Annotated in this window: 5 protein-coding genes; 2 read left to right on the forward strand and 3 right to left on the reverse strand. The window is 50.2% G+C overall.

Annotation, left to right across the window (positions count from 1 at the left end):
- Positions 1-99: IS3 family transposase (locus K6123_RS22965; protein ID WP_221799887.1), on the forward strand; the 99-nt coding region annotated here is incomplete at its 5' end.
- Between the two features lie 167 nt (positions 100-266).
- Positions 267-1646 carry a DEAD/DEAH box helicase gene (locus K6123_RS22970; protein WP_221801949.1) on the forward strand — a complete coding sequence of 460 codons (1380 nt, stop codon included), beginning with the start codon at positions 267-269 and terminating at the stop codon, positions 1644-1646.
- A 5-nt stretch (positions 1647-1651) separates the two neighbouring features.
- On the opposite strand, the gene K6123_RS22975 is transcribed toward K6123_RS22970, so the two are convergent.
- Genes K6123_RS22975 through K6123_RS22985 form a run of 3 tightly spaced genes read right to left on the reverse strand, consistent with a single transcriptional unit; the run spans position 1652 to position 3947 of the window.
- Positions 1652-2074 carry a hypothetical protein gene (locus tag K6123_RS22975; protein ID WP_221801950.1) on the reverse strand — a complete coding sequence of 141 codons (423 nt, stop codon included), beginning with the start codon at positions 2072-2074 and terminating at the stop codon, positions 1652-1654.
- Positions 2071-2475, reverse strand: coding sequence for a hypothetical protein (locus K6123_RS22980; protein WP_221801952.1), 405 nt, complete (start codon positions 2473-2475; stop codon positions 2071-2073). Before K6123_RS22980 ends, K6123_RS22975 begins: the two co-directional genes overlap by 4 nt.
- Complete coding sequence (locus K6123_RS22985) at positions 2454-3947, reverse strand: hypothetical protein (RefSeq protein ID WP_221801954.1); 1494 nt, start codon at positions 3945-3947, stop codon at positions 2454-2456. The genes K6123_RS22980 and K6123_RS22985 overlap by 22 nt, the downstream gene beginning before the upstream one ends.
- Between the last annotated feature and the right edge of the window lie 176 nt (positions 3948-4123).

A 4123-nucleotide genomic window follows, 5' to 3' on the forward strand; every position in this document is an offset into this window, starting at 1 on the left:
CAGGATGTCGCGGCTTACATGAAGTACTACAACCTGGATCGACTGCACTCTACGAACGGTGATTTATCACCGGTGGAGTACGAGAAATTAGCAAATTAATGTGTCCGGTTTTGTTGACCAGAACAGTATGCCGAGCTGATTGAGCGGTTTCCTTCGCTTCAACCCCAGCTGGAGTCCGAGAGAGTTGCTGCAAGGGATCGTAGCGGCATCCTGACCGGGAAAATCAAATCTCTCAGATACACATTGAAGATTCTTGGGGTGGAGTGATGGCGCTACGCGACTGGCAAGCCCAGTGCATTCACAAGGCTGTTGCGCAGTATTCTTCCGGGGTAAGACATTTCTTCTGTCAGGCTACTCCTGGGGCGGGCAAAACCCGGATGTCAGCTGAGCTAGCCAAGCAGCTTTTTGATCAGAACCAGATTGATGCGGTGGTGTGTTTGGCACCTTCTTGCCAGGTTGTTGAGGGTTTTCAGCTGACCTTCACTCAAGTGCTGAATAAAGCCTTTGATGGCCGTATGGGGGCTGCTGGCATGGCTATGACCTATCAGGCGCTGGAGCATCAGAGAGATGTGTTTTGGCGGCTGTTTCGGAACATGAGAGTGCTGGCTATTTTTGACGAAATTCATCACTGCTCTGTTGGGGATGGCAAAGAGGGCGCGAATCTTTGGGGTCAGCAGATCCTTCAAAAAATTCAGGATGTTGCCGTGTTTACTCTGGCACTCTCTGGTACCCCTTGGCGTTCTGATCAACATGCAATCGCACTGGCTCGGTACTCGACTCCTGAAGGCAATCTGATTGTGGATTATCAGTACTCTTTGAGTAACTCAATTGCAGACAAGGTCTGCCGGGTTCCGCACATCACATTGCTCGATCACTCAAGTGTCACAATCAGGCATCCACAAAGGGATGCCAAAGCTTATGCCGGGTTTGCAAAGCTACTCAGGGACTCGGAAGTTACCTATGAATCGCTGGTGACTAACCCGGAAATCAATATCAAATTGCTGGAGTTAGCCAAGAAGCAGCTAGATAAAGCCCGTCAGACGCTCCCAGATGCCGGTGGGCTCGTTATTGCTAGTAATATCGATCATGCCCATAGGTTAGCGGAGCTTTTGCGTCAGATGGGCGATGAGGCCGTTGTGGTTTCGACTCACCGTCCTGATGCAGGTGCTGCGATTGATAAATTCCGGATGGAATCCAGTCGCTGGATAATTGCCGTCGGAATGGTTGCTGAAGGCACGGACATCCCCAGGCTTGCGGTTTGCTGTTACCTCAGCCGGATCAGGACAGAGATGCACTTCCGGCAGGTTCTCGGGCGAGTACTTCGGCGCCGTGGTGCTATTGATGGCGATGCATGGATGTTTATGCTCGCCGAGCCGCTATTGGCGGAGTGTGCCGAGCGGTTAATGGACGACCTGCCGGAGCATCTGGCTTTCTGTGAACATCTGAGGTTTGTAGCCGTCGACGCGGGTGATGAGGCCCAAACAAAAAATAGCGATGAAGCAGACGGAGACGCTCCGACGAGTGGCTCTGAAAGTGATTCGAGGAGTGGGTCCAATGAGCGTTCGGAGCGAGACCAGGCCAGCAGTGCTCTCGCTAGCATCGTATTGAGCGGCTACTACCGGGAGCGACTGCTGGCGTTTTTCTAATGGTTTCAGTACGGGATATCGGTGCTGTCGGGATCAACAGTGATATCAACCACTGGGCCAAACTTGGGAACCTCTCCGCCAAGACGGCGAATGGTTTTGGCCATCTCTGAATTCAGGTAAAGCAACGACATGTAGCGGCTGCGGGCAACATCCAAATCCCTCTTTAGTTGCTCGATTTCACTCGCTTGCTTGGGATTCTGCCTGATCCGCTTTTGTTTGGTGGGTCGTGGTTTTTCACCGGCAGCGTCAATCTCGGAAATCAGCATTTCAAACCCAGGGCGGTTACGAATTGAGCCTCTTTTGCGACCGGCCTCCAAAGCGACCGTGTCCTTGTTGATCGGACCGTTCTTTGGAACATGAAGTGGGGCATTCTGTTTAAGACGTTCCAGAGCTGCGAAGTATTCCCGGACAGTTTTTGAAACCTTCACGCGTTATCCTCTCCCGCTTCAAAGTATTTTTTCTTAATGAATTCGATTTCCTGAGAGATCAATTTATGAGGCCTGCTATTTGGGGACATCATTTGCTGGTCGAACTCCAGACTTTCCACATAAACCCGCAGCTTTTCTGGCTTCAGGATTGCGTCTTTGCAACCAGTGGTGCATGGCAGAACAAGGTCGACGGCGAAATGAGGACAAGACCCCTTGAGGGTACAGCCGCCAACCGGGGTTTCCTTGTAGGCATATCGCCCCTGTTTTACCGCCTTTTCGGTTTCTGCCCGATCTGACAGCATCTTGGGGAGTGTACCCCGGTCCTTGCCCCGTTGAATGTCAGCGCCAATGGGGCCAAATAGTGGGGTTTCAGATTTAATCACCTGCTCGTGGAAACGCACGCTGGTGTTGAATGCCTGCGAGTCACGGAAGGATTGAAAACGCTGTTGTTGTCGATTGGTTTTCCTTGCTCATCAACCAGGAATGACTCTGCATACGTAGAGTTTTCAGCGTAGAGGGCTGTCATCACTTCGCTCAGATGTTTGTATTGGGTTTTGAGGGTAGGCAGCGACACCATCCCGGAACGGCTCGCATAAACCGCCACAGAGCGCCTGAACTGATGTGAGGTGAGAGGCCAATAAGCGCCGATGGCAAATTTGGGATCGGAATCCCAGTCTCGAAACGCATCGAACAACCTCAGCTCTTCCAGGTCGTCACCTTCAATAACCAACCCTAAACTTTCGACGCAAGCCTGGATGTTGGAGGTGTGATACATGGTTCGCGTGAACGGCACACAGTAATGGTTTTGGTGGTTATCGGATGGAATGTTTGCTCCGATAAATAAAGGGGAATTTTCGGGGACTTCCTCCTGTGCAGGGTTGTTTCTGAACCAATTTATGCGAGCAAATTTTTGGGCTGCCTTGACTGCAAATATCCCCTCTTCTGATGTTGCCCAGACCAAGGCTTTGCTGTAATTGCCGGTTTTTGAAAATTTCTTCAGATGGGATACCAGAACAGGTAACTCCCCGAAGCCCTTGGCAGCTTGATGGACAATCGGCTCAAAGGGCATAACTTGAACCTCTGATGCTCGCATTCCTGTGAATGCATGAATAACCAGAGCGCACATTGTTTGCAATTTTGTTATGCAGCTTTTGAGTTGCGTGAGCGATGGAAGCCCAAAGATTTGAGCGCACTCAGAAAGACCAAATTTTTCTAGAGTCACCGGCTTAGGAGTCAGGGCTCGCTCCAGTTTGCTAACTGGAGGGTGTGTGCTGTTGGGGTACATTCGGCGAACCGTTTTCAGTCGCTCGTGGTAGTCGAGACGAGTATCCGACAATAGTGTTGGATCGGCATAAACAGCTTTTATGAATGACTCAACTTTATCAAGATATGGTTCTGCGAATCTGATTTGCTGCAGCGCATTTTCAATTAGCCTACCCATAATTCGGGTTGGGATTAAAGGTGTTTGTTCTCGCTTCGAGAGCTGAGCATATCTGATTTTGTTTACCAAAATTAGCATGTCGCTAAGCTCGTCTTCCGGGACGAGGCGGGGGATCTCGCATTGAATTGAGTCTACATGCTGCCAATAGGCGGCATCTTGAAAAAGACCATGCAGCGCATAAACGTGTCCAAACCCTTTTTCCGCGTTCACGATGGAAGTTCGTAGCGCCACCTGAAATTTACTATTTTGGTGGGCTTTGGCTAAAGGCGTTTTAAATGTGTAGGCTATTTTGGCAATGGCTCTAAACAACGGGATCAAATGAACAAGTGCGCCGAGTCCACGAGATCTTGATGCATTCGTTGTGGTTTCAAACGCCGTCATCCAGTGGAGCATCTTGGTTTCGTTGGTGATTTGTCGAGCCAGTTCGTCCATTGGACCTTCTGAAATATCCCCCCACCAACTGGCAAAATAAAAGGGGGATTGTAGTGGTCAACTGATTCCGGACACGGTTTTAAGTTTTTCTTCTGCGGCGTGAGGACTGATTCCATCATTCGCAGTATGTGGCCGTTGCTGGTTGTAAAATCCCATCAGATAACGGCCGATATCCA

This window comes from Oceanobacter mangrovi (assembly GCF_019740315.1).
Lineage (GTDB): Bacteria > Pseudomonadota > Gammaproteobacteria > Pseudomonadales > Oceanobacteraceae > Oceanobacter > Oceanobacter mangrovi.